The 21,760-nt window shown below is 64.8% G+C and carries 22 protein-coding genes and 1 tRNA gene; 17 read left to right on the top strand and 6 right to left on the bottom strand.

What is annotated here, in order from left to right; all coding sequences use genetic code 11:
• The first annotated feature begins 18 nt into the window (after positions 1-18).
• The 4 genes from LQ564_RS14640 to LQ564_RS14625 all read left to right on the top strand — a co-directional run bounded on the left by LQ564_RS14640 (position 19) and on the right by LQ564_RS14625 (position 3,427).
• Positions 19-1,554: a fumarate hydratase gene (locus LQ564_RS14640; RefSeq protein WP_231058832.1), complete on the top strand. Its 1,536-nt coding sequence runs from the start codon at positions 19-21 to the stop codon at positions 1,552-1,554.
• Positions 1,555-1,573: 19 nt separating this feature from the next.
• Complete coding sequence (gene murI, locus LQ564_RS14635; RefSeq protein WP_231058831.1) at positions 1,574-2,443, top strand: glutamate racemase; 870 nt, start codon at positions 1,574-1,576, stop codon at positions 2,441-2,443.
• 75 nt (positions 2,444-2,518) lie between these two features.
• Positions 2,519-2,594, top strand: a tRNA-His gene (locus LQ564_RS14630).
• Positions 2,595-2,716: 122 nt separating this feature from the next.
• Complete coding sequence (locus tag LQ564_RS14625; protein ID WP_231058830.1) at positions 2,717-3,427, top strand: nitrogenase component 1 family protein; 711 nt, start codon at positions 2,717-2,719, stop codon at positions 3,425-3,427.
• Here the strand turns inward: LQ564_RS14625 and LQ564_RS14620 are convergent.
• Positions 3,385-3,825: a tyrosine-type recombinase/integrase gene (locus LQ564_RS14620; RefSeq protein ID WP_231058829.1), complete on the bottom strand. Its 441-nt coding sequence runs from the start codon at positions 3,823-3,825 to the stop codon at positions 3,385-3,387. The two genes, LQ564_RS14625 and LQ564_RS14620, sit on opposite strands and share 43 nt — an antisense overlap.
• Between LQ564_RS14620 and LQ564_RS14615 the strand changes: the two genes are divergently transcribed.
• Positions 3,785-3,946 carry a hypothetical protein gene (locus tag LQ564_RS14615; protein ID WP_231059007.1) on the top strand — a complete coding sequence of 54 codons (162 nt, stop codon included), beginning with the start codon at positions 3,785-3,787 and terminating at the stop codon, positions 3,944-3,946. The genes LQ564_RS14620 and LQ564_RS14615 overlap by 41 nt on opposite strands.
• Positions 3,947-4,135: 189 nt before the next feature.
• Here LQ564_RS14615 and LQ564_RS14610 read toward each other — a convergent pair whose 3' ends face one another.
• Positions 4,136-4,477 (bottom strand): protein tyrosine phosphatase family protein, encoded by a 342-nt coding sequence (locus tag LQ564_RS14610; RefSeq protein ID WP_231058828.1) that lies wholly within the window; start codon positions 4,475-4,477, stop codon positions 4,136-4,138.
• A gap of 92 nt (positions 4,478-4,569) precedes the next feature.
• On the opposite strand from LQ564_RS14610, the gene LQ564_RS14605 reads away from it, so the two are divergent.
• The 9 genes from LQ564_RS14605 (at position 4,570) to LQ564_RS14565 (ending at position 13,778) form a co-directional block, all read left to right on the top strand.
• The gene (locus LQ564_RS14605) at positions 4,570-4,902 is read left to right on the top strand and encodes an ArsR/SmtB family transcription factor (RefSeq protein ID WP_231058827.1); all 333 of its coding nucleotides are present in this window, start codon (positions 4,570-4,572) and stop codon (positions 4,900-4,902) included.
• Entirely contained in the window at positions 4,899-5,330 is a 432-nt protein-coding gene (locus tag LQ564_RS14600) for a YeeE/YedE family protein (RefSeq protein ID WP_231058826.1), read from the top strand. Before LQ564_RS14605 ends, LQ564_RS14600 begins: the two co-directional genes overlap by 4 nt.
• 17 nt (positions 5,331-5,347) lie before the next feature.
• Positions 5,348-5,791: a YeeE/YedE family protein gene (locus LQ564_RS14595; RefSeq protein WP_231058825.1), complete on the top strand. Its 444-nt coding sequence runs from the start codon at positions 5,348-5,350 to the stop codon at positions 5,789-5,791.
• Between the two features lie 3 nt (positions 5,792-5,794).
• Entirely contained in the window at positions 5,795-6,598 is an 804-nt protein-coding gene (locus tag LQ564_RS14590; RefSeq protein WP_231058824.1) for a sulfite exporter TauE/SafE family protein, read from the top strand.
• A 31-nt stretch (positions 6,599-6,629) separates the two neighbouring features.
• The gene (locus LQ564_RS14585; protein ID WP_272492087.1) at positions 6,630-7,331 is read left to right on the top strand and encodes an MBL fold metallo-hydrolase; all 702 of its coding nucleotides are present in this window, start codon (positions 6,630-6,632) and stop codon (positions 7,329-7,331) included.
• Positions 7,332-7,569: 238 nt separating this feature from the next.
• Positions 7,570-8,199 carry a hypothetical protein gene (locus LQ564_RS14580; protein WP_231058823.1) on the top strand — a complete coding sequence of 210 codons (630 nt, stop codon included), beginning with the start codon at positions 7,570-7,572 and terminating at the stop codon, positions 8,197-8,199.
• A gap of 14 nt (positions 8,200-8,213) precedes the next feature.
• Positions 8,214-9,626, top strand: coding sequence for a hypothetical protein (locus LQ564_RS14575; RefSeq protein WP_231058822.1), 1,413 nt, complete (start codon positions 8,214-8,216; stop codon positions 9,624-9,626).
• A 325-nt stretch (positions 9,627-9,951) separates the two neighbouring features.
• A complete protein-coding gene (locus tag LQ564_RS14570; protein ID WP_231058821.1) occupies positions 9,952-11,169 on the top strand; it encodes a glycoside hydrolase family 88 protein in 1,218 nt (405 codons plus the stop codon).
• A gap of 80 nt (positions 11,170-11,249) precedes the next feature.
• The gene (locus LQ564_RS14565) at positions 11,250-13,778 is read left to right on the top strand and encodes a TonB-dependent receptor (RefSeq protein WP_231058820.1); all 2,529 of its coding nucleotides are present in this window, start codon (positions 11,250-11,252) and stop codon (positions 13,776-13,778) included.
• A gap of 108 nt (positions 13,779-13,886) precedes the next feature.
• On the opposite strand, the gene LQ564_RS14560 is transcribed toward LQ564_RS14565, so the two are convergent.
• A complete protein-coding gene (locus LQ564_RS14560) occupies positions 13,887-14,711 on the bottom strand; it encodes an NAD-dependent epimerase/dehydratase family protein (protein ID WP_231058819.1) in 825 nt (274 codons plus the stop codon).
• Positions 14,712-14,899: 188 nt separating this feature from the next.
• On the opposite strand from LQ564_RS14560, the gene LQ564_RS14555 reads away from it, so the two are divergent.
• Together LQ564_RS14555 and LQ564_RS14550 are read left to right on the top strand one after the other, a co-directional pair.
• Positions 14,900-15,895, top strand: coding sequence for a LacI family DNA-binding transcriptional regulator (locus LQ564_RS14555; protein ID WP_231058818.1), 996 nt, complete (start codon positions 14,900-14,902; stop codon positions 15,893-15,895).
• Between the two features lie 89 nt (positions 15,896-15,984).
• Positions 15,985-17,841 carry a hypothetical protein gene (locus tag LQ564_RS14550; protein ID WP_231058995.1) on the top strand — a complete coding sequence of 619 codons (1,857 nt, stop codon included), beginning with the start codon at positions 15,985-15,987 and terminating at the stop codon, positions 17,839-17,841.
• Positions 17,842-18,037: 196 nt separating this feature from the next.
• Here LQ564_RS14550 and LQ564_RS14545 read toward each other — a convergent pair whose 3' ends face one another.
• Positions 18,038-19,003, bottom strand: coding sequence for an alginate lyase family protein (locus tag LQ564_RS14545; protein ID WP_231058817.1), 966 nt, complete (start codon positions 19,001-19,003; stop codon positions 18,038-18,040).
• Positions 19,004-19,181: 178 nt separating this feature from the next.
• On the opposite strand from LQ564_RS14545, the gene LQ564_RS14540 reads away from it, so the two are divergent.
• Positions 19,182-20,774, top strand: a complete 1,593-nt coding sequence (locus LQ564_RS14540; protein WP_231058816.1) for a sensor domain-containing diguanylate cyclase — start codon at positions 19,182-19,184, stop codon at positions 20,772-20,774.
• Between the two features lie 49 nt (positions 20,775-20,823).
• Here LQ564_RS14540 and LQ564_RS14535 read toward each other — a convergent pair whose 3' ends face one another.
• Positions 20,824-21,225 carry a hypothetical protein gene (locus LQ564_RS14535; RefSeq protein WP_231058815.1) on the bottom strand — a complete coding sequence of 134 codons (402 nt, stop codon included), beginning with the start codon at positions 21,223-21,225 and terminating at the stop codon, positions 20,824-20,826.
• Positions 21,226-21,399: 174 nt separating this feature from the next.
• Positions 21,400-21,744, bottom strand: a complete 345-nt coding sequence (locus tag LQ564_RS14530) for an energy transducer TonB (RefSeq protein WP_231058814.1) — start codon at positions 21,742-21,744, stop codon at positions 21,400-21,402.
• Positions 21,745-21,760 lie beyond the last annotated feature (16 nt).

Raw genomic sequence — 21,760 nt, 5'->3', positions numbered from 1 at the left:
TCCTGATCGAGAACTTCCATGGCAACCGTCATTACCCAGAGCGACCTCATCGAATCGGTCGCGGCAGCCCTCCAGTACATCAGCTACTACCACCCGGCCGACTATATCCAGCACCTGGCGCGCGCGTATGAGACCGAGCAAAGTGCGGCGGCGAAGGACGCCATCGCGCAGATCCTGACCAACTCGCGCATGTGCGCCGAGGGCAAGCGCCCGATCTGCCAGGACACCGGCATCGTCAACGTGTTCCTCAAGATCGGCATGAACGTGCGCTTCGAAGGCTTCACCGGTTCCGTCACCGACGCCGTCAACGAAGGCGTGCGCCGCGCCTACGGCTTCGCCGACAACAAGCTGCGCGCTTCGATCGTGGCCGACCCGCACTTCGAGCGCAAGAACACCAAGGACAACACCCCGGCCGTGGTCCACATGGAACTGGTCGAGGGCGACACGGTCGACGTCAAGCTGGCGGCCAAGGGCGGCGGCTCGGAGAACAAGACCAAGTTCGTCATGCTCAACCCGTCCGACTCGCTGGTGGACTGGGTCATCAAGACCGTGCCCCTGATGGGCGCGGGCTGGTGCCCGCCGGGCATGCTCGGCATCGGCATCGGCGGCACCGCCGAGAAGGCGATGCTGATGGCGAAAGAGTCGCTGATGGAAGACATCGACATGTACGAGCTGAAGCAGCGCGGCCCGCAAAACAAGCTGGAAGAGCTGCGCATTGAGCTGTGCGACAAGATCAACGCGCTCGGCATCGGCGCCCAGGGCCTGGGCGGCCTGACCACCGTGCTGGACGTGAAGATCAATATGTACCCGACCCACGCGGCTTCGAAGCCGGTGGCGATGATCCCGAACTGCGCCGCCACCCGCCACGCCCATTTCGTGCTGGACGGCTCGGGCCCTGCGTACATCGAACCGCCGGCGCTGTCGACCTGGCCGGAAGTGCACTGGACCCCGGACACCGAGAAATCGAAGCGCGTCGACCTGAACACCCTCACCAAGGAAGAAGTCGCGTCGTGGAAGCCGGGCCAGACCCTGCTTCTGAACGGCAAGATGCTGACCGGCCGCGACGCTGCGCACAAGCGCATCCAGGACATGCTGGCCAAGGGCGAGCCGCTGCCGGTGGACTTCACCAACCGCGTGATCTACTACGTCGGCCCGGTCGACCCGGTGGGCGACGAAGTCGTCGGCCCGGCCGGCCCGACCACCGCGACGCGCATGGACAAGTTCACCGACATGATGCTGGAGAAGACCGGCCTGATCTCGATGATCGGCAAGGCCGAGCGCGGCCCGGCGGCGATCGAATCGATCCAGCGGCACAAGTCGGCCTACCTGATGGCGGTCGGCGGCTCGGCCTACCTGGTGTCGAAAGCGATCAAGACCGCCAAGGTCGTCGGCTTCGAGGACCTGGGCATGGAAGCGATCTACGAATTCGACGTGACCGACATGCCGGTCACCGTCGCCGTCGACGCCACCGGCACCTCGGTCCACAATACCGGCCCGAAGGAATGGTCGGCCAAGATCGAATCGCTGAAAGGCATCCCGGTCACGACGGCCTGACCCCCTGTGCGCCGCATTTATGGCTACTTCACTCCATAACAACGACGCCCCGATCGGCATCTTCGATTCGGGCGTCGGCGGCCTCTCGGTGCTGCGCCACATCCAGGCGCAGCTCCCGCACGAACATCTCCTCTACTTCGCCGACTCAGGCTTCGCCCCCTACGGCGACAAGCCGGAACCCGTCGTCATCGACCGCGTCCTCTCTGTCGCGCGCTATCTCGAAACGCAAGGCGTCAAAGCCTTCGTGGTCGCCTGCAATACCGCCACTGTCGCCGCCGTGCGCATCCTGCGCGAACGCTACCCCGCCATGCCGATCGTCGGTGTCGAACCTGGCCTGAAGCCGGGCGCCGCCGCGACGCGCAACGGCGTGGTCGGCGTGCTGGCCACCGAGCGCACCCTGTCAGGGGAAAAATTCCTGCTGCTGCGCGACCAGATCCACATGAGCACTGGCGCCCGCTTCCTGCTGCAGCCCTGCGTCGGGCTGGCGGACCAGATCGAGTTCGGCGAACTGGATTCGCAGGAAACGGAAGCCATGCTGGATCGCTACATCGCCCCGCTGCTTCGGGACGGCGCCGATACGCTGGTGCTTGGCTGTACTCATTACCCGCTGGTGCAGGCGTCGATCGAGCGCGTGGTGCGCCGGCATACGGAGCAGCCGGTGACGCTGATCGACACCGGCGACGCGGTCGCACGCCAGCTCGCAAGGCTGCTGGAAGCATCCGGCCTGCTGCGCGTGGCCAATGGCCAGCCAGCGCGCCTGACCGGCTTCACCAGCGCCAGCGGCGAGGCCCTGCGCGCCGCTTTCACCTCCCTGCTGGGCCAGGATCCGCCCGTGCACGAGGTCGAAATCGGCCTTCCGCTGCCAAACGCGACCGCATCGCACATTTAGATTTGCCAGTTCGCTCAGACCTTTGTATAATCTTGTTCTGTCTCGGAAACACAGAGACAGAGAAGCAAGACAGTGGTGGCTGTAGCTCAGTTGGTAGAGTCCAGGATTGTGATTCCTGTTGTCGTGGGTTCGAGTCCCATCAGCCACCCCAAGAATTCGCAGTAAAAACAAAGGGTTACATGCTTAAGCTTGTAACCCTTTTGTCTTTTTGGAAGATGGATTCCAAATTTTGGAAGATGGCTGTCGTTGAGCATGTGACGCACGGGGGCAACCTTGGACCAAAAAGTACCGGCAGATTGGAAAGCCTTGGCATATCTTCGACCGGCGGTAGTGCTTGATCGTCTTCGTCGAATCGCGACAAGTGGGATGCTCACAGGGTTACCTGAGGACGTCCAGAACTTACGCCGTCGGGATTTGCACCAGTTTCTTGAGGGACGACAGGCGGCGCTGTTCTGCCATGGTGTAGGCCGCGCCTTAGGTGTTGAAGTTACATTTGCGCTATGCGAAAAGGACGACTACGACTTCATCGCAACGTATCGCCAAGGCGATGCACAGATCTTCGTCCCAGTTCAGTTGAAGGAGTTGGTCCCTCTTCAGCGGAATAGAAAGGCAGACCTGCAAAGTCTACTGGACAGCGTGTCACGCAAGTATCCGACATCCAAAGATTTGGTCGTGGCAATTCACATTAACCGCGATATAACGGATTTGCGCACAGAAGAGTTGCGGTTGCCCCGCGGGGTTGGTGAACTTTGGTTCTTCGGTGCGCGTGACCACACTCAGCAGCGGTGGATGATCGTCGGCGACCTGCTTCGGAATCCAAATTTAGTCAGGGAGTTTAATTATCCCCGACCACAATCCTACATCTGGCAACAAAAGCTTGACGGCCTTTACGGTCAGCGCAACGTGTCATGGGTCGCCAGGAGCGTCGGGTCTGACTTCTACTATTCCGTCGCTCGTGCTGCCTTCGTCTTCCTGCGGTCGTAGACCTGCCGCACCATCCGATCGCTACTGTGCCCGGTAGCGTTCGTGATCGTCTCGCCCCCCCCCCCCTCTTCCACTCGGTCTGTCACCGCTGCCGGCCGCATGTCCTTCAAGGTGAATCGCTCGAACGCGATCCCTTCCCTCTTCGCCTTCGTCTCCGCGTGCGCCATCAGCCGGCGCAGGTTCGTGTTCCAACCGCTGACCGTGTAGGGCTGGCCTTCGCTGTTGCCGAACACATACAGGCTGGTGGTGCGCTGCAGGGACAGCGCTTCCTTGATCACCGCGCGTAGCTCGTCCGACCACTCGATCAGCTTGAATTTCTCAGCCCTGCCCTTCCTCCGTTTCCCGACCGGCATTTCCATGCCGAGGTCCGTGATCGCCTGTCGCGTGATTTTGCGCATCTCGTCCGGCCGGCTCACGGTCAAGTACGCCGCGCGCAGACACAGCGCGCCCAACAGCTACATGCCGCCGCGTTCGCGCGCCGTGCGCATCACCAGGTCGAGCTCGGCCGGCGTCATGTAGCGCGTGTCTGGACGGGTCCTGTTGTACTTGATGTCGCGGCACGGGTTCGTCTAGAGCATTCCCTTGCATCACCCGAATTCCAGCAGCGCCGACCGTAGTACGATTTTCTTTCCTGCAACGGGATGGCGCCCACTCGACTCCATGCCAGGCTCACCGGCACAGGGGCGTACGCTGGCAGCCTCGGATCGTCTAACGGTCGGCGTCACCCTGGGTATCGGTCCATAGCGTCTCGGCGCGCATGCCGGTACGGCAGAATGCAAACACCGGCTTCGGCGCCGCCACATACAGCGCGGCGAAGGCATCGCGGTCGGCCGGCATGATCTTGCCCGGCATCACCGGGAGATGCAGCGCCTCCATGCCCTGCTTGCGGGCTTCGGCAGCGATCTCGGCAAATGCGGGCTGATCGCCGCTTTCGCCGTCCGGCCGGTTGCACACCAGCGTGGCAAATCCTTGCGCCTTCAAGCGCGCAACATCTGCCGGCGTGATCTGCGGTCCTACTGCATAGTCCTTGCTGAGGTGACGAATGCTCATGTTGCTCTCCTGAATCAATGGAAGACACAGTATATTGAAATATATATTGTCTGTCGATATAATGTGTCTCAGTAGATTAACTGAGGCGAGCCATGCCGGACACACAAACACTCGATTTGCACGAAATGCGGGCGGCGGCGGCGCAGGCCTGCACTTTGCTGAAGGTACTGGGCAATCCCGACCGCCTGATGCTGCTGTGCCAGCTGACGCAAGGCGAATACTGCGTCAGCGACCTGGAGGCCCTGCTGGGCATTGCCCAGCCGACGCTGTCGCAACAACTGGGCGTACTGCGCGAAGAAAAACTGGTGAGCACACGCCGTGAAGGCAAGCAGATTTTCTACCGCATCGACAGCAAGGAAGCGTTGGCGGTCATGCAGGTCCTGTACCAGCAGTTCTGCCTTCCCACCCAAGGAGCAACAGCATGAGTATCGACTGGTACCACTTCACGCCCTGGACCTCACTCGTGGGCGGGATGATCATCGGCGTCGCCGCAGCCGCATTCGTGCTGTTCAACGGCCGGATCGCAGGCATCAGCGGGATTCTCGGCGGCCTGCTGCGTCCCGTGCGCGGCGACATCGGCTGGCGCCTGGCCTTCTTGCTCGGCCTGGTCGGCGCTCCCCTCGCCTACGCGATGTTCGCCACGCTCCCCGCCGTCACGGTCGCCGCCGATAACGTGACCTTGATCATCGCCGGACTGCTGGTCGGCCTGGGAACCCGTTACGGCGCAGGCTGCACCAGCGGGCATGGCGTGTGCGGACTGTCGCGGCAATCGCCGCGTTCGCTGGCCGCCACCGCCGCCTTCATGCTGGCCGGCTTCGCCACCGTCTTCGCGACGCGCCACCTCTTCACCTGATACACAAGGACATCGACATGAACATCCTGATGGCGTTGATCGCTGGACTGGTATTCGGCATCGGCCTGATCGTGTCGGGCATGACCGATCCCGCGAAGGTGACCGGCTTCCTCGACCTGGCCGGCAACTGGGATCCCTCGCTCGCCTTCGTCATGGGCGGCGCGATCCTCGTCGGCCTGGTCGGATTCCGCATCGCCGGCAAGCGCGAACGCGCGCTGCTTGGGGAGCCGATGCGCCTGCCGACCGCGACCCGGATCGACCGTCGCCTGGTACTCGGCTCGCTGGCCTTCGGCGCCGGCTGGGGCCTGGCGGGCTACTGCCCTGGTCCGGCACTGGCGTCGCTGGCGACCGGCGGCTCCCAGCCGTGGATCTTCACGCTGGCCATGGTGGCAGGCATGGGCGTGTTCGAGCTGGTCGAGCGGCTCAAGCGCAGCAACTCCCCTGCTGCCGGGAAGGATTGAGCCATGGACCTGCCGCCGCTGGCCGCCGTGCTCGGCCTTGTCGTCGGGCTGATCCTGGCGCTGACCGGCGCCGGCGGCGGCATCCTGGCTGTCCCCCTGCTGGTATTCGGCGCCGGGATGAGCGTCGCCGAGGCCGGTCCGATCGGCCTGCTGGCGGTCGGAATGGCGGCAGCCCTCGGCGCCATGCTGGGACTTCGGGATGGGATGGTGCGCTACCGCGCGGCCTTGCTGATTGCCGCGGCCGGCATGTTGCTGTCGCCGGCCGGACTGTGGGCGGCGCGCCAGGCCGATGGACGGTGGCTGGGCGTGATGTTCGCCCTGACACTGCTATACGTGGCGTTTCGTACCTGGCGCCAGGCTGCCGGGCGCAGGGCGGCGCGGGGAATGAACAAGCCCGTATGCGTGCTCGGAGAGGACACCGGCCGCTTCGTCTGGACCCGCCCATGCATGCACGCGCTCGGTTTGGCAGGCGCGCTTGCCGGCTTCCTCTCCGGCTTGCTCGGCGTTGGCGGCGGCTTCGTGATGGTGCCGGCCCTGCAGCGCTACACCGACCTGACGATGAAGTCGGCGGTCGCCACGTCTCTGGCCGTCATCGCCATCATTTCGGCCGCGGGAGTGGCCACCTCGGCGGCGCAGGGAGGCGTCGACTGGTTGACTGCAACTCCGTTCGCCGGCGGGGCCCTCGCTGGAATGCTTGGCGGCCGCTCGCTTGCGGCCAGGATCGCAGGCCCGGCTCTGCAAAAAGCATTCGCTGCGGTGTCGGCCATGGTGGCGCTTGGCATGGTCGCGAAGGCCCTGCTCTCTTGATTGCATTACCTGGTATTTTTTGGAGAACGACATGAACATGAACCCGATCCAGCTGTTCGATACGGAATCGTCCACCTTCACCTACATCCTGGCTGCGCCAGGTGAAAAGGAAGCGGTCATTATCGACCCGGTAGAGCGGCACTGGGAACGCGACCTCCAGCATCTCCAGCGCCTGGGCCTGAAGCTGCGCTACGTGCTCGAGACCCACGCCCATGCCGATCATGTCACCTCGGCCGGCAGGCTGTGCGAGCTGACCGGCGCGGTCGCCGCCGTTCCGAGCGGTTGCGGTATCGCCCCCGCCCAGAAGCAGTTGAACGACGGCGAATTGATCTCCTTCGGGACTGGCGAAGAAATCCGTGTCCTCCATACGCCAGGCCACACTGCCGGCAGCATGAGCTATGTCTGGCGCGGCAACGTCTTCACAGGCGATACGCTGCTGATTGATGGCTGCGGGCGCACCGACTTCCAGAGCGGCAGTGCGGATGCCCTGTTCGACAGCGTCAACGACAAGCTGTTCACGCTGCCGGACGACACCCTGATGTGGCCGGGCCACGACTACAAGGGGCAAGCGGTGTCGACGATCGGCTGGGAAAAGCGTCATAACACACGGCTGGCCAACCGCAGCCGCGCCGACTTTGTCCAAATCATGGGTGAACTCAATTTGCCGAAGCCGAAGCTGATCGACGTGGCTGTGCCGGCGAATCAGAACCTCGGCCTGCCGCATGGCGGCTAACGGAGCGGCAGGTCGGGGGGGGGGTGCGAGACCGATCAATCGCTCGGCGTCACTAACATTTCCTCATAACCCAACTTTCCGCGCCTAACTTTATCGCTGTCCAGCGTTCAGCGATTCCTTCACGCGCAGCATGCTCACGTTCATACGTTTTCATGATGATGCACCAAACTATTTGAATGGGAAGAACGAGCAGTAGTGGCGATTCCCTTGGCCATCTCTTGGGTGCTAACATTGCCTCATGGTTAATCAGAAAACCTTCAAGCAGCTTCTTGCCGACCCTATCCTGATGGCTTTCGGGATTGCCGGCTTCTCGATCGGCGTGCTGGTCTTCACCGGCATCAAGCAGCGCTTCAGCCCGGACCAATGGGCGACCTGGGTCCAGGCTGTCGGTTCGATGTCCGCCATCTGGATTTCGCTGGCGCTGGTCCAGCACCAGATCCGTCACCAGCAGCAAATGGAGCAGGCGCGCGATGCGAGGAACGATTATCGGATCGCCAGCTTTGCCGAATCCGTGATCCGCGAAGCGATCGACGCCATCAAGGATACCGAACGCGCGCAGGAAGCCTGGCCCGACGGCGGCGCGGGATACGTGTTCCATGAAAAGTCGCGGCTCCAGGCCGCGCAGATCATGACCCGCACCCTCGCTGCCGAACCGCTGTTCGCCGAGCTGATCAAGCCGGTCATCGACATGCATGCGCTACTCGTGTCGGTCGAATCCGCGAGCGAGCAGCTGGTCGGCAATGGCCCATTCCAAGGCGACAGCAGGTTCAAACACTTCTGGACGCAGAAGAACGAGCAACTGAACGCCATCGCCGCCACGACGGAATCGGCGATCGGACTTGCGCGCCGTTCGCTGTCCGCGGATTGACGAGACATCGCCCCATGGTCAACATCATCAGGTCCCTGTTCGGCTTGAGTCCGGCGCTCGGCAAGGAGGCCCCTCCTGCACGCGGGACCGATCCGTATCGGAACTGGCGAACTCGTGAAGTAGCCGCGATCCGCCAATGCACGTCGGTCCCCGACCTGGCCGCCCGAATCGACGACTACGACGGCTACCTGCGCGAGGCGGCGATCGCGCGCGCCGTCGAATGGGGCGCGCCCGAGCTGCTCCCCGCCATCGCGGCCCGCCTGAACGACTGGGTGCCGCAAGTTCGCCGCGCGGCCAAGAACGGACTGCTGACGCTCGTCCCGACGATGCCTGCAACGGCCCTGCTGGCCCAGTTGCCGGCGATCGACCGGCTCCTGCATGCGCAGCGCGACGACCACAGCGAGTGGCTCGGACGATTCGAAGACACGCTGCTCGCCGCAACCGGTCCGCAAGCCATCGTCGACGGCATCCGCAGCCAGGAAATCCGGCTCGCGCGCGCCTGCTTTCGCATCGCACGCCAGCACCGGCTGGTCCCGCCGGCTGCGATCATCGAGGACGCCCTGCACAGCAAGGACATCCGCATCGCCATCGATGCGGCCGCGATGGTCGCCGGCCTGCCGGAGGAAGAGCAGCATGCCCTTTACCTGGCGGCGCTCGCCTCACCCTTCGGCGCGGTGCGCACTCTCGCGCTGCGCGGGCTGCTGGCGCTGGCTTCCTGCGACCATGCGGCGCTAGCGCGCTCCTGCCTCCTCGATCCGCAGTCCTCGGTGCGCGCGCTTGCAGCGCATTATCTGAAGGGGCATGGCGACGATCCGGACGCGTTCTACGTCGAACGCTTGCGCAGCCCGCAAGCCGGCGCCGACGAAGTGCGCATCTGCCTGCTGGCGCTCGCTGCCGGCGGAAAGGCAGGCCATGCGGCCTGGATGGAGCGCCATGCCGCCAGCCCGGCGCCGCGCATCCGGATGGCGGCGCTGATGGGGTGGGTCCGCCTCGATCCCGCGCGCAAGGATGACATTGCGGTACTGGCGCTGCGCGACCCGGTTGCGCGCGTGCGCAAGCTGGCGCTCACGCTGATCCGCGATTTCAATGCCTATGTCACGGCTGCGGATGCGGTCGCGCTGGCACAATCGCATCGAGACTATCGCCTGATGCTCAGGCTCGCCCGGCAGGATCCCTGGGCCTGGATCGACACGATCGCGTGCCTGGCGCTCCAGCCGGAAGCCGTCGCAGGCATGCGTGACGTTCTGGCGGATGAACTGGACGCCTGGGGATGGCGCTCGGCCGGCATCTACGTCGCGCCAAAGGCGCAGCAGATCGCACTACTGACCGATCCGGATGCGCGCGCCGATCTGAAGGCCATCTTCCCTCGCTTCGAGCGGGTCTTCTCGATCATCGACGGCGTCATGGAGAGCAGCGGACGCGCCTAGCTGCGCAGAGCCGACTCCCTCTTCCTTAGGCAAGAGTTCCTACCTTGGCCGCGCATCACTGTGGCGAAATGGCAACGTTTCCAGATTTCGTGGAAAATTTCTCTGCACGATCTTTTCCCATTTCGCCCGCGACCTCCTCGCCAGAGTGGAAGAGTCATGCAAAACGTTTTCTCTTCACCCTGTAAAAAGGTAGGGAACGTGATAGCGATTTAACAGTCAAGCTTCCCCAAAAAACATCTAGTTAAGCGTTTTCCTAATTCTGTTGACTTCGCCAAATGATGTGATTACGATTTGGGCAAGCAGAAGAACAAACAGGAGACACCCGATGACGCGAAATAACTCGCGCACCCTGCTGGCAGGCATCGCCCTGCTGGCGGCTGTACCAACGCTTGCACCCGAATTCGCCCAAGCCGCCGCCGAATCGAACGCCGCCCTGGTCAAGCGTGGCATCGACGCCGCGGCAAAGCAGTACGCCACCCTGCTGCCCAAGGTGCAGAACAAGGAAGGCTTCCCCCGCACCGTCGAAAACGGCGACGTGAAGCAGGTCGGCGTCAAGGACTGGACCTCGGGCTTCTTCCCCGGCTCCCTGTGGTATCTGTTCGAAGCCACCGGCGACAAGCAATGGCGCGCCGCCGCCCAGGACTACACCGCGCGCATGGCCCCGGCCAAGTTCGACAAGTCCCAGCACGACCTCGGCTTCATGCTCGGCGCCAGCTACGGCAACGGCTACCGCCTGACGAAAGACCCGAGCTACCGCGACGCCCTGCTGGCCGGCGCCACCACCCTGGTCACGCGCTACAACCCGAAGGTCGGCAGCATCCAGTCCTGGGACCTGTGGAAGAACTCCAACTGGGCCTTCCCGGTCATCATCGACAACATGATGAACCTGGAGCTCTTGACCTGGTCCGCCCGCGAAGCGAAGGAGCCGTACTACCGCGAGGTCGCCGTCACCCACGCCGACACCACGTTGAAGAACCACTTCCGCCCCGACGGCTCCAGCGTGCACCTGGTCGACTACGACCCGCAGACGGGCAGCATCCGCGGCAAGGTCACGGTGCAGGGCAATGCGGACACGTCGAGCTGGGCGCGCGGCCAGGCCTGGGGCCTGTACGGCTACACCATGATGTACCGCGAAACGAAAAAGCCCGAGTTCCTGGAGCAGGCGCACAGGATCGCCGCCTTCTTCATGAACCACCCGCGCCTCCCCGCCGACAAGGTGCCGTACTGGGACTTCGACGACGCCACCATCCCGAACGCCCCGCGCGACAGCTCGGCCGCCGCGATCACGGCATCGGCCCTGCTGGAACTCGCCGGCTTCTCCGACAAGGCCACCGCCCAGAAATACCGCGACTTCGCCATCGCCCAGCTGCGCAGCCTCGCCTCCCCGGCCTACCTGGCGGCGCCAGGCGAGAACGGCGGCTTCCTGCTCAAGCACGCGACAGGCCACAAACCGGCCGGCAAGGAAATCGACGTGCCGCTCAACTACGCGGACTACTACTTTCTCGAAGCATTGCTGCGCCTGAAGGCCAGCGCAACACACTGACGCATCCGGAGCGCCGGGATCGATCGCCGCATGGATCGTCACCCGGGCCTGGCACATTTTCATGAAATAAGGAGACAACGTTGGACAAGAACCAAAGCACCTACTTCGCGGTGAAACCGGTGGCGGCCGTGGTCGCGCTGGCCGTCGCACAATGGGCCTTCCCGGTCCACGCCCAGAACACGCAGGAAGGCCAGGAAGCGCAGCCGAACCCGAACCAGCTGCAGTCGGTCGTCGTCACCGCCAACAAGCGGGTGGAAAAGCTCGAGAGCGTGCCGATGGCGATCTCGGTGCTGTCGGAAGAGGAACTGCAGCGCAATAACGTGCGCGAGATCGAGGATGTCATCGCCCTCACCCCTTCCCTGACGCAGGCATCGGGCACCACCGCCGCCAACAACGCGCTGTTCATGCGCGGCATCGGCACCGTCTCGGTCGGCATCGGGGTGGAGTCGGACGTCTCGGTGATCCTGGACGACATCCCGATCGCGGTGCAGTTCCAGGCCTTCCGCGACCTGGCCGACGTGGCCCGCGTGGAGGTGCTGAAAGGCCCGCAGAGCACCCTGTTCGGCAAGTCGGCGGTGGCCGGCGCGATCAATATCGTGACCAAGCCGATCAGCGGCCCGGTCACCTACCGCGGCAGCGCCTACTACACCAACGACCACGAATGGCGCCTGGCCGCTTCGATGGGCGGACGCTTCACCGACACCTTCGCCATGCGCATCGCGGCGAACAAGAGCGACATGCCGGGTAACTTCACCAACCTCACCGACGGCAAGAAGGTGAATGGCTCCTCGGGCAAGACCTTCATGGCGAAGTTCAGCTGGACCCCGATCCGGAACCTCGACATCGACTTCATGCCGCAGTATAACGAGCAGGAAAACACGCGCGGCGTGACCGCGGTGAACGGCTTCTACCGCACCACCGGTTCGGCCGCCGCCGGCAACCTGACCCGCGTGCCGGTCGACATCAGCACCGCCTACATGAACGGCAACCCGAACCTGCCCGCCTCGCAGGTGCTGGCCGGGATCGACCCCACCAACCCGCGCAACCGCCTGGTGCGCCGCGATTTCCCGACCGGGATTGCGTCGCGCACCACCGGCACCGGCCTGAAATTCTCGTACACGCTGCCGAACGACGCGACCCTGATGTCGATCTCGTCCTACCAGCGCTACAAGGCGAACGACTCGCGCGACCAGGACTTCACCGACGTGCCGACCATCGCGCGCCCGGGCCAGACCGCCCTCACGGTCGGCAATAACCAGTTCGGCACCTACGACATCACGTCCAAGACCCAGGAAATCCGCCTGGTCTCGCCGGACAACAGCAGCCTGCGCTACGTGGCCGGCCTCTGGTGGGCGCGTAACGAGATCGAACGCCACTTCATCCGCGGCTTCTGCGTGGCGCCGACCCGCTGCGCGTCGAACTCGCCCTCGAGCCCGACCAACTACTACACCGACATCTACAACGTGAACAAGGCGGTGTTCGGCCAGGCGAGCTGGGACTTCGCCCCGACCTGGACCCTGGTGGCCGGCCTGCGCCGCAACCTGGAAGAATCGGGCTTCAACTACGAGCGCAACTTCTACACCGACCAGCTGGACCGCTCGACCTTCGTGCCGGGCCCGGTGGGCGTGGACGTGTTCTCGAGCAGCGGCAACGAGGACTGGGCCACCACCGGCAAGCTGAGTATCCAGAAGCAGATCACGCCGGAAGTCATGGTGTACGCGATGACCGCGACCGGCCACAAGGGCAAGGCCTACGACGTGACAAGCGGCCTGCGCGCCTCGGCCGCCTTCCCGGTCGATCCGGAGACCAGCCGCACCTACGAGATCGGCGCCAAGGCGAATCTGTTCAACAACCGCATGTCGGTCGCGGCCACGATCTACAAGACCGATTTCAAGAACTACCAGCAGAACACCTCGTTCGTGCTGCCGAACGACCCGACCATCTACACCCAGCTGAATTCGATCCCGGAGATCGGCACCAAGGGCTTCGAGATCGACGCCAACATGCTGATCGCCACCGGCTGGTCGGTGAACGCGGCGCTGGCCTACACCCGCCCGACCATCAACGACTGGAAGAACGGGGTCTGCTACCAGGACAACACGAATCCGGCGATCGGCACCACCGGCAAGGGCGAGAACGGCTCGCTGGCGGGCTGGAACCGCGCCTGCTTCGCGATCCGCGAAGGCGCCACCACCGGCATCCAGGACCTGAGCGGCGGGATCTTCCCGGGCACGCCGAAGGTCAAGGTCAACATCGGCAGCAACTATGACCTGCGCTTCGACAACCAGCCGTTCCGCGCCTTCATCAACGGTAATATCCGTTACCAGAGCGACTACCAGACCGCGATCAGCAACGACCCGCGCGCCGTCAACGACGCCTACACCATCGCCGACCTGGGCTTCGGGCTGCGGGAGAACAAGGACCGCTGGCGCCTGAGCTTCCAGGTGAAGAACCTGTTCGACAAGTTCTACATCCCGAACGCGAACGCGAGCGGCCCGAGCTTCCGCGCCGGCCCCACCTCGACCTCGCCCGCGATCACGGTGGACAGCTGGGTGCCGCCGCGCGATGTGTTCCGCTACTACAGCGTGAAGCTGGATGTGAAGTTCTAAGTACCTGATCGGGGCAGTGGCGACACCGCCCCTCAATAAAAAACGCGGCGCATCCGTTAAAGGATGCGCCGCGTTTTTGTAGGGTGGGCGGTCCTGCCCACCCTAGGATCAGTCCTTGTAGATCGGGCCGGCCAGGACGAAGGGGCCACCTTGGTACGTCGCTGTGATGTCTTCCTTCGCTGGCCACTCTCCCTGCGCCGGGAAGCGCTCGGCAAATTCGCGCGAGCTGCGTTGTGCTTCGTACCCCAGATGCCCCGCCAGCCGGTTATCCCACCACTTCGTCTTGTTATCGGACACGCCAAAGGTGATGGTATGCCCGACACGCGGCGTGAACAGCGCGCAGCGCACCAGTTCGACCAGGTCGTCGTACGACAGGAAGGTCGTCATCATGCGCGCGTTGCGTGGCTCATCAAAGGAAGATCCGATGCGCAGGCAGACGGTCTCGATGCCGAAGCGGTCGTAGTAGTAGCGCGACAGCGCTTCGCCGAAGCACTTCGAGACGCCGTAGATGCAGTCCGGACGCAGCGGGGCGCCGGCGTCGATCACCTGGGTGGTCGGATAGAAGCCGACCACGTGGCTGGAGCTCGCGTAGATCACGCGCTTGATGCCCTTCTTGTGCACCGCCTCGTACAGGTGGTGCAGGCCGACGATGTTGGCCTGGACGATCTTGTCGACCTGCTCCTCGACCGAGACGCCGCCGAAGTGCAGCACGGCGTCCACGCCGTCGAGCAGGGACAGCACCGCCTCGCGGTCGGCCAGGTCGCACTGGACCACTTCTTCGCCCGGGCCGGCCGGGGCGATGACCTTGACGTCACTGAGGCGGACGACGTCGGCCCAGGGCTTGATGCGTTCGCGCAGCAGGGTGCCGAGGCCGCCGCCGGCCCCGGTCAGCAGCAGGCGGTGGAAGGGCTTGCGCGGTGCTTCTTCATTCATGGAGTCTCCAATCTGGTTATGGAACAGCGAGTTAAACGTTTAACTCAAGTATAGCCGAACCGCGTAAAGCGTCAATGCCGCGGCAGCCGGCAAAGGATTGGCTGGACCGCATGGAGACAGGGGAAAATGCTGTTTTGTCATTGGCGGCGCGTGATAAGATGCCGGGTCAAATAACGATTACCCGCCCAATGAAAAGCTCCGCCCCGACCATCCGCGACGTCGCCGCCGCCGCCCAGGTGTCCACCGCCACGGTGTCCAAGTACATCAACGGTGCGCAGCGCTTTTCGCCCAAGGTCGAGGCGGCGCTGGACGCGGCCATCGCCAGCCTCGGCTACAAGTCCAATCCTCTGGCGAAATCGATGATCACGGGGCGCACCAACACCATCGGCCTGTCGGTGCTGGACGTGACCAATCCCCACTTCTCCAGCATCCTGAAGGGCGCCAACCGGGTCGCCCACGACCACGAGTATTCGGTGGTGCTGGTCGATACCGAGGAAACCCCGAGCCGCGAGCGGCGCACGCTGGAAGACCTGAGCCGGCGCGTGGACGGGCTGATCGTCTCCTCGCGCCTGCGCGAGCACGAGATGGCCTGGGTGGCGGAGATCGACAAGCCGCTGGTGTTCTTTGGGTCGCTGAACGAACTGCCGCTGCCCACCGTCGCCAGCGACGACCACGGCGGCGCCTTCATGCTGGCCCAGCACCTGCGCATGCTGGGGCACCGGCGCATCGCCTACCTGGGCTTCTCGAAGTCGCGCCGCGACGAGGAGCGCCTCGGCGGCATCCGCGAATGCCTGGAGGCGGCCGGCCTGCCGCTCGCGGTGTACGACGCCGAAGGCCCGTCGATGGCCGAGGGCGAGCGCATGGCCTCGAACATCGTGCTGGGCGCCAGCCGCCCGGACGCGGTGATCTGCTACAACGACCTGATGGCGCTCGGCTTCATGAAGGAAGCGGCCAGCCTGGGGCTGTCGATCCCGCGCGACCTGTCGGTGGTCGGCTTCGACAACATCCCCTACGGGAAGTACGTGACGCCGGCGCTGACCACGGTCGACCTGCAGAGCGAACGCCTGGGCGCGACCGCGATGAGCAAGCTGCTGTCGGTGATCCGCGGCGAGCAGGTCGAGAAGCTGACCAAGGTCGCGCCCCAGCTGGTGCTGCGCGCCTCGACCGTCGCCCGCCAGGCCTGATCCTTCTTCCACACACGCGCATCGCTTTACTTTCCGGTAGCGTTCGCCTATATTTAGGAAAACGTTTAACAACATCGGAGACACGATTGATGCGCCCTGCCCTGACCCTGCTGGCGACCGCCTTGCTGGCCGCTCCCGCCATTGCTCACGCCGCACCCGCAACGGCCACCCCGCCCTTGCAGAAGAGCGTCGACCAGGCCTACCCGCAGCTCGACTACCTGTTCCAGAAGCTGGTCAAGGAGCGCGACGGCATCACGATGGACGGCCAGGCGGCCCTGAAATCGAAGGACAAGTTTCTGCCCGGGAAAATCGCCACCGGCCTGGCCGACCTGCTGGTCCACTTGCCCAAGGGCGACCCGCGCCTGGACGGCATGCTGCGCGATTACGCCGACATGGCCGACCTCACCATCGGCATGGCCAACGACACCTGGGGCATCTATTACTACATCGGCGCCCTCTACCACCTGAAGCAGGCCGGCCTGCTGGAACGCGCGGTGCGGCCCGCCACGCTGGAAACCCTGCGCAAGCGCCTCGACTGGCGCACCTTCGTGCGGGTGCCGAGCTATGAACTGATCGACCTGCCGACCAACTACTACGGCGTCGCTTTCAGCATCGCGCGCCTGCGCATGCTGATGGGCTGGGAAGACGGCAAGTCGGGCGAGATCCTGCTGGACCAGATGCTCAAGCACTACGCCACCTATTCGGGCGAATACGGCTTCAGCGACGAGACCGACGGCCAGGGGCGCTTCGACCGCTACAGCATCCTGCTCGCCGCCGAGATCTGCGAGCGCTTCATCGAGACCGGCCTCGAAGTCACGCCGGAACTCAAGGCCCTGCTGCGCAAGTCGGCCGAGGTGGCGCTGAACAGCGCCACCAGCGACGGCACCGGCTTCACCATGGGCCGCAGCCTCGGGCCCTATGGCGAGACCGCGATGCTCGAGATCCTGTCGACCGCCGCCTACCTCGGCGTGCTGTCGCCGGAAGAAAAGCAGTACGCCTACGCCTACTCGTCGCGCATCGCGCAGCGCTACATGGACTTCTGGTACAACAAGGAGATGCGCTCGGTCGACATGTGGAACGGCGGCCGCCGCACCGATACCTACCGCGGCAAGCACCGCATCCTGGGCGAGAACTTCTCGCTGCTGCACCAGCTGATCGCGACCAACGAGATGTGGAACAAGGCCGGCATGAAGGACGTCGCGCCGCGCGCCGACCTGGCGGCCTGGCTCGAGCGCAGCCGCCCGAAGTTCTCGCTGACCCGCTTCGCGCGCGGCGAGCATGACCGGGCGCTGGGCATCTGGCGCGACAAGGGCCATGTGTTCAGCCTGTCGATCATCAACGGCGGCCAGAGCCAGCACGCCAACAGCCCGTACTACCCGCTGCCGTTCGCGCACGACGTGATCGCCGGCGTGGCCGACAGCGGCCATGCGCATCCGCAGCTGTTGCCGAAGTTCACCCTGGCCGATGGTTCGGAACTGATCGCGACCGCGTGGATGAAGGATATCGAGACCAGGGCGCAAGGCAGCGGCCAGCTGGTGACGTATCGCCAGGACGCCCTCACCCGCCTCGGCAAGAACGTGCCGGTGGCTGATCCCCGCATCAAGGTCGAGACCAGTTATTCGCTGCAGCCGGGCGCGATCACGCGCACCGACCGCTACACGCCGGCCTCGAACCTGGACGTGAGCAAGCTGACCCTGGAATTCGGCTCGTTCTCGCAAGGCGCGATGGTAGGCGGGAACACGGTGCGCTTCGCGAATGGCGCGGTGCAGGCCTTCGAGGTGAAAGGGCTGGCCTCGTGCAGCGCGCAGCCGGCGAACGGCAGCGCGGACTGGCGCGCGCCGTACGGCCAGATGCAGACCGTGGTGAGCTGCGCCAGCGGCGCCTTCAGCATGCGCGAGCCGCTGGTGGTCAGCTGGACGATCCGCTACCGGGACAAGCAGCAGTAAGCGACAGGACTCTCCATCCCGCGGGACCTGGACCCGCGTTGACGCCCGACCGGCAGCGATGCCCGTCGGGCTTTTTTGTAGGGTGGACGGGGACGCCCAGTCGGCTTTGCCGTCCGCGCGTTCAACCGGCGTGGAAATGGACGATGCGCGTCATTTCGTCGTGCATTCGGACGCGCGCACGGCGGAGCCGTGCACCCTACCTGAGATGCTCCAGTGGATTCGGCAAACTCCGGTCCCCACCCATGCGCGCATCCCAGTTATTGGCCGGCGGCGCCTCCTTCGCCCACGGCTCGGCCGCATGCCGGTCGTAGATCGCCACCCACCCCGGCATGCGCGACGGCTTCTCCTGCTCGGCCCCGGTCATGCGCTGCAAGACCGAAGGATCGGCCACGTTGGCCGCGCCGAAGCGCACCAGCCGGTCCAGGTTCGGATGCTGCAGGTCGAGGATCGACGCCATCAATACCAGGGGCGCGGCCGCGTACAGGTGGTAGCCGAGCGCCTTGCCGGCGCGCGCAACTTCCAGCGGCAGCGAACCGTCCGGCTGGATCTGCCCCATCGCGTGGTCGAACACCTTGCGGCCCCAGGCCAGGTAGCGCGCCTCTCCCGTCACCGCGCCGGTGGCGGTGACGGCCAGGCCTTCCCAATAATAGTGGTTGTTGCGCACGCCCTTGTGCGCGTCCGCGTGCGCGATGGTGAGGTCGGCCAGCCGGCGCAGCCAGGCTTCGATCGCCGCGCGCTGGGCCGGGGTGGCTTGCGGCTTGACCCGCGCATAGCTCAGCGCCAGGCCGGACAGGGTCCACTTGCGGGTGTACCAGGACTGGTTGGTGGTCATCGTGCCGAGCATCCCGCCGCCCTCGGCCCAGGCCTGCAGCCAGCCCAGCCCGCACTGCGCATCCGCCGGCTTGCCGTCACGCTGCCAGGCATTCGCGGCGCGCGCCACGCCCTCCAGGTAGTCGTTGACCGGTTTCACCGCCGCCTCGTTGCGCGCCTTGAGCACCGGGTCGACGATCGAGCTGCGGCTGTCGGTGTAGTAGCGGTTGGCGTCGATGTCACGCACCACCGGCGGCGCGGCCTCGCAGGCCAGCGCGGCGCCCTGGGCAAACACGGACAGGAACAGGGCCGCGAGGGCCGGACGGAAAACGGGCTGGGTGGGATGCGGCATCGGGTCTCCTGTAAGTATGTTTTGGAAAACGTTTAACCAATTATTTAACCGATTGTATGCAAGGTCTGCCTCCAAGTAAATGCCGCGCTCGCGCCGGCAGCGCGTAAGGCTCGACTTTTTCCTGCGGCATGGCTATTCTCGGGGTTCAGCCAAGCACCGTGCCCCAGTGGCCTTTCTGATGCCAGACAAGCAGACCCTTCCTACACCGATCACCCGCCTGACGGCACAAAAACGCCCCGCTGTGCGCCTCGCGGTCAGGGTCCTGGTCCTGTTCTGCTTCCTGCTGGTGGGAGCCCAGGCCTGGAGCGTCTGGACCGCGCGCGAGACGCGCCTGGCCGAGAATTCGGCCTCGACCGCGAACATGGCCGGCGCGCTCGCCGCCCAGGCCGAGAGCACGGTGCGCATCGTCGACACCGTGCTGGCCGGCGTGGTGGAGCGGGTCGAGCACGATGGCCTGTCTTCCGCCTCGTCCGACCGCCTGCGCCTGCACCTGCGCAATATGGTGGCCGAGGTCGGTCAACTGCACGGCCTGTTCGTCTATGGCGCCGACGGCAGCTGGCTGGTGTCCTCGCTCGACCGCCCGATCACCGGCAACAATGCCGACCGCGAATACTTCCAGTACCACCTGAAGCACGCCGACCGCGGCGTGCACGTCGGCAAGCCGATCCGCAGCCGCTCGACCGGCGTCTGGGTGCTGCCGATCTCGCGCCGCATCGACCATCCCGACGGCAGCTTCGCCGGCGTCGCGCTGGGCACCATCCGCATCGAGTTCTTCGCCGACCTCTACGACAGCTTCGACGTCGGCCGCGAAGGCGTGATCCTGCTGACGCTCGACGACGCGACCATGATCTACCGCCGTCCGTTCAACGAAAAGCTGATCGGCACCAGCGTGGCGGGCGGCCCGATCTTCCAGATGTACCGCACGCGCGGGCCGGTGGGCACGGCGATCCTGCGCTCGAAGGTCGACGGCGTGGTGCGCCTGTACAGCTATCGCCACCTCGACAATCTGCCGCTGATCGTGGCCACCGCCCGCTCCAAGCACGAGATCCTCGAGGAATGGCAGCAGTCGGCCCTGCTCCTGACCGGCGGCACCGTGCTGATCGTGCTGATCCTGGCGCTGGTCGGCATGCGCCTGGTGCGCCAGATCGTGATCCGCGACCAGCTCGAGGCCGAATTGCGCATCGCCGAGGAACACCTGCAGGAGCGCAACCAGGCCCTGACGGTGCTGGCTACCAACGACGGCCTGACCGGCATCGCCAACCGCCGCCATTTCGACGACACCCTGGCGCGCGAACTGAGCCGCGCCACGCGCACCGCGGCGCCGCTGTCGCTGGTGCTGCTCGACGTCGATTTCTTCAAGAAGTACAACGACCGCTACGGCCACGTGGCCGGCGACGACTGCCTGCGCCAGGTGGCCGGCTGCCTGCGCAAGAGCCTGGGCCGTCCGGCCGACCTGGCGGCGCGCTACGGCGGCGAGGAATTCGCGGTGCTGCTGCCGGCCACCGGCCAGGTCGGCGCGCGCTACGTGGCGGAACGCCTGCGCCAGGCGATCCTGGAACTGGCCATTCCCCATGCTGACAATCCGGGCGGCGTGGTGACGATCAGCGCCGGCGTGCACACCCACCAGGCGCTCCCTGACGAGATGACCGAAGCCGAAGACTTCGTGGCCCGGGCCGACGCCCTGCTCTATCGCGCCAAGATGGGCGGGCGCAACCGCGTGTGCAGCGATCTCGACACGGTAGACGCGGCGCCGGTGTCGTTCACGGTATAAAAAAACCGCCTGCGATGCAGGCGGTTTCTCCTTTAACCCTCAGACCGGCTTAGTAGCGGTTCGGATTGTTCGGACGGTTGTCGTAGCGGTTCGGGACGCCGTCGCCGTCACGGTCGCGGCGCGCCATGCGGTGGTCTTCGCGGACCCAGCCGCCACGTTCCATATACCAGCCGTTACGGTCCTGGCGCCATTCCGGGCGATGGTAGACGTAGCCGGCGCGCACTCGCTCGTAGTGGCCGCGTTCCCAGGTGTAGCGGCGGCCGTTCCAGCTCCAGTAACCCGGCACCCATTCGTAGCCGCGGCGGGCGGCGGGGATGGCTTCGCGCATCGGTGCCGGCGGCGCCTTGTGCACCACGATCACTTCGGTGCGGCCCTGGGCCTGCGCCTGGACCGGCGCGAAGGCGGCAGTACTGATCAGGACGGCTGCGGTAGCGGCAAGAATGCTTTTCATGGTGATTCTCCTTTCGGTTTGTGTTGGAATCACTATAGCCAGCCGCTGCCGCGCACGGTTGAATTGAAAAAAGTGCTTACAAACGATACACGATGTTGGAGAGTTGTAACTGCATGCCGAAATGCAAAACAGCCGGCACCAGGCCGGCTGTTTCAGTGAGAACCGCTGTCTGGATTAGTCCAGTTTCCAGGCGTAGTCGACCTTGGCCCAGGTCTGGGCCGGTGCGCCGTCCTTGGTGCCCGGCTTGAACTTGCATGCCGACAGGCCTTTCAGGGCTGCCTTGTCCAGGTTCTTGAAACCGCTCGACTTGTCCAGCTTCGACTCGGTCACGGTGCCGTCGGCGCTCACCAGGAACGATGCCGAAGTAGTGCCTTGTTCTTCGTTCATCAGGGAAGCTTTCGGGTACTCGACCGCGCACTTTTTCGGATCAAAGGTCGCCGGCACTTCGGCGGCGAAGGTGGCGCCTGCTGCGGTGGCGAGGGTCATTGCTGCGATCAGTTTCACGGTCAGGTTTTTCATCATTTCCCCAATAAGG

The sequence above is a fragment of the Massilia phyllostachyos genome (assembly GCF_021044825.1).
Classification (GTDB): Bacteria; Pseudomonadota; Gammaproteobacteria; order Burkholderiales; family Burkholderiaceae_D; genus Telluria; species Telluria phyllostachyos.
Note: the sequence above shows the minus strand (reverse complement) of the source record. Positions and strands in the feature narration are given on the sequence as shown.

Bases quoted from the DNA above. Each gene is read 5' to 3' on its own strand.
- LQ564_RS14640 (WP_231058832.1), top strand. From the start codon at position 19: ATGGCAACCGTCATTACCCAGAGCGACCTCATCGAATCGGTCGCGGCA.
- murI (WP_231058831.1), top strand. From the start codon at position 1,574: ATGGCTACTTCACTCCATAACAACGACGCCCCGATCGGCATCTTCGAT.
- LQ564_RS14615 (WP_231059007.1), top strand. From the start codon at position 3,785: ATGCCGAGGTCCGTGATCGCCTGTCGCGTGATTTTGCGCATCTCGTCC.
- LQ564_RS14620 (WP_231058829.1), bottom strand. From the start codon at position 3,825: ATGCGCAAAATCACGCGACAGGCGATCACGGACCTCGGCATGGAAATG.
- LQ564_RS14610 (WP_231058828.1), bottom strand. From the start codon at position 4,477: ATGAGCATTCGTCACCTCAGCAAGGACTATGCAGTAGGACCGCAGATC.
- LQ564_RS14605 (WP_231058827.1), top strand. From the start codon at position 4,570: ATGCCGGACACACAAACACTCGATTTGCACGAAATGCGGGCGGCGGCG.
- LQ564_RS14600 (WP_231058826.1), top strand. From the start codon at position 4,899: ATGAGTATCGACTGGTACCACTTCACGCCCTGGACCTCACTCGTGGGC.
- LQ564_RS14595 (WP_231058825.1), top strand. From the start codon at position 5,348: ATGAACATCCTGATGGCGTTGATCGCTGGACTGGTATTCGGCATCGGC.
- LQ564_RS14590 (WP_231058824.1), top strand. From the start codon at position 5,795: ATGGACCTGCCGCCGCTGGCCGCCGTGCTCGGCCTTGTCGTCGGGCTG.
- LQ564_RS14585 (WP_272492087.1), top strand. From the start codon at position 6,630: ATGAACATGAACCCGATCCAGCTGTTCGATACGGAATCGTCCACCTTC.
- LQ564_RS14580 (WP_231058823.1), top strand. From the start codon at position 7,570: ATGGTTAATCAGAAAACCTTCAAGCAGCTTCTTGCCGACCCTATCCTG.
- LQ564_RS14575 (WP_231058822.1), top strand. From the start codon at position 8,214: ATGGTCAACATCATCAGGTCCCTGTTCGGCTTGAGTCCGGCGCTCGGC.
- LQ564_RS14570 (WP_231058821.1), top strand. From the start codon at position 9,952: ATGACGCGAAATAACTCGCGCACCCTGCTGGCAGGCATCGCCCTGCTG.
- LQ564_RS14560 (WP_231058819.1), bottom strand. From the start codon at position 14,711: ATGAATGAAGAAGCACCGCGCAAGCCCTTCCACCGCCTGCTGCTGACC.
- LQ564_RS14555 (WP_231058818.1), top strand. From the start codon at position 14,900: ATGAAAAGCTCCGCCCCGACCATCCGCGACGTCGCCGCCGCCGCCCAG.
- LQ564_RS14550 (WP_231058995.1), top strand. From the start codon at position 15,985: ATGCGCCCTGCCCTGACCCTGCTGGCGACCGCCTTGCTGGCCGCTCCC.
- LQ564_RS14545 (WP_231058817.1), bottom strand. From the start codon at position 19,003: ATGCCGCATCCCACCCAGCCCGTTTTCCGTCCGGCCCTCGCGGCCCTG.
- LQ564_RS14540 (WP_231058816.1), top strand. From the start codon at position 19,182: ATGCCAGACAAGCAGACCCTTCCTACACCGATCACCCGCCTGACGGCA.
- LQ564_RS14535 (WP_231058815.1), bottom strand. From the start codon at position 21,225: ATGAAAAGCATTCTTGCCGCTACCGCAGCCGTCCTGATCAGTACTGCC.
- LQ564_RS14530 (WP_231058814.1), bottom strand. From the start codon at position 21,744: ATGAAAAACCTGACCGTGAAACTGATCGCAGCAATGACCCTCGCCACC.